The 1434-nt window shown below is 40.0% G+C and carries 1 protein-coding gene; it reads right to left on the bottom strand.

What is annotated here, in order from left to right; translation table 11 throughout:
• Positions 1 to 287: 287 nt before the first annotated feature.
• Positions 288 to 1434, bottom strand: a 1147-nt coding sequence (locus ACRCJ0_RS14035) for a PAS domain-containing protein (RefSeq protein WP_431390846.1), incomplete at its 5' end; no start/stop codon positions are given.

Below are 1434 nucleotides of genomic sequence, written 5' to 3'. Positions count from 1 at the left end.
CGCTTTTGTCAGCATGTCGACCATGTTTTCTAATGGCATAAATAGATCCCCCTGATTTTTAATTTTGATGTGCTCGTGCTTATTGTAACCCTTATCAATTGCATTTTACAAGAGTTTTGTCTCATAAAAAATAAATATTAATTGTTGCCATAAAATAACAATCCGCAAACGCATACATCTTCTTTATTATTCTGCTTATACAATTTTTGCAATAATAACCCTAGTCGTTTATAGGTTTTTTTGACCGAAAATGATCATTTTCCCTCTAAACCCGGTTATTACATTGACTAAGACTGGCTAGCACTCGAATCTTCATCAGTACCAATTGCTGCAGGGGTTGTATCTGCTACCGCTGCATCACTTGCACCACTTTCAGCATCAGCTTCCACTGTGTTTTTATCATCGTGGCTCCAAGCACCGTTCATTGAAGCGCTAGTTGAAGCATCCGTCGTATCTTCCTCAATTTTCACTAACTTTTGTCCTGTTTGTTCTAGATACCACTCAATTACAGGTTGCAAGTCTAAAACATGCTCGTTGATGCCACGATACTTACCCTCTTCATCATGCATAGCTACATAATTGTGGACAACATAATTATCTTTATGGATTGGTACGTGTACATGAACACCTTCCATGTTTCCTGACCGCAATTGAGAAATTACCCAAGAAACATTCTTCACAGCGCGTGGTGGGTGAACAGCACCAAGTGGGCTACCTACATCTTTTTCGTAACGAGAAGCAAACATGTCTTGGCCAGGTTTCACTCGGTTATAGTAAATATACTGGTTATTCTCATCTGCATAAGTCAATTCAAGAGGGATTGTCTTTAAGAACCAATTTAATTGGTTTACTGTTAATAAACCACGGTCTAATTTAACATAAGTATCGCCTTCAACAGCGCCAACCTTCTCTGCAGCCCGCTCAACCCAATCTGGTGCAGTCATATCTACGCCTTCGATGGTTGTTTCACAATGTTTCGTAGCAGTTAAATCTTCCTCAGGGAATACTGGGTTATCTTTAAGTGGTTGAACAGATTCCACGTACTTCATGAACTTCTCTAAGCTTTCTTTCAAGAAACTTACAGTGCTAGGTTCAACTAAATCACCATTAGCGTTGATAGCCTCTTTACAATTTCCTAATAGGAACTCTTGACCTGGCATTACTAAAGCATCGATTCCTGGTGCCTCAAGAATTTGACGTAAGTGTAATTGTGACCGTGATGTTCCTTGGTCTAGATAAGAAGCACCGATGATTTTTACAGGTTTGTTTTTCAATGGATGAATTGTGAAGGATAGCCATTCCAATGCACTCTTCAAAGGCCCTGGTGTTGTATGGTTATGTTCCGCTGTAGCAATAATCACACCATCTGCTTGGCGGATTTTCCGGTTCAAGGTATGAACAGGTCCCTCTGTCGCTAACTCCGGATTATCTTGA

Source organism: Aerococcus sp. L_32 (assembly GCF_050689315.1).
The sequence above is the reverse complement of the archived record's forward strand: the minus strand, read 5'-3'. Positions and strand labels throughout refer to the sequence as shown.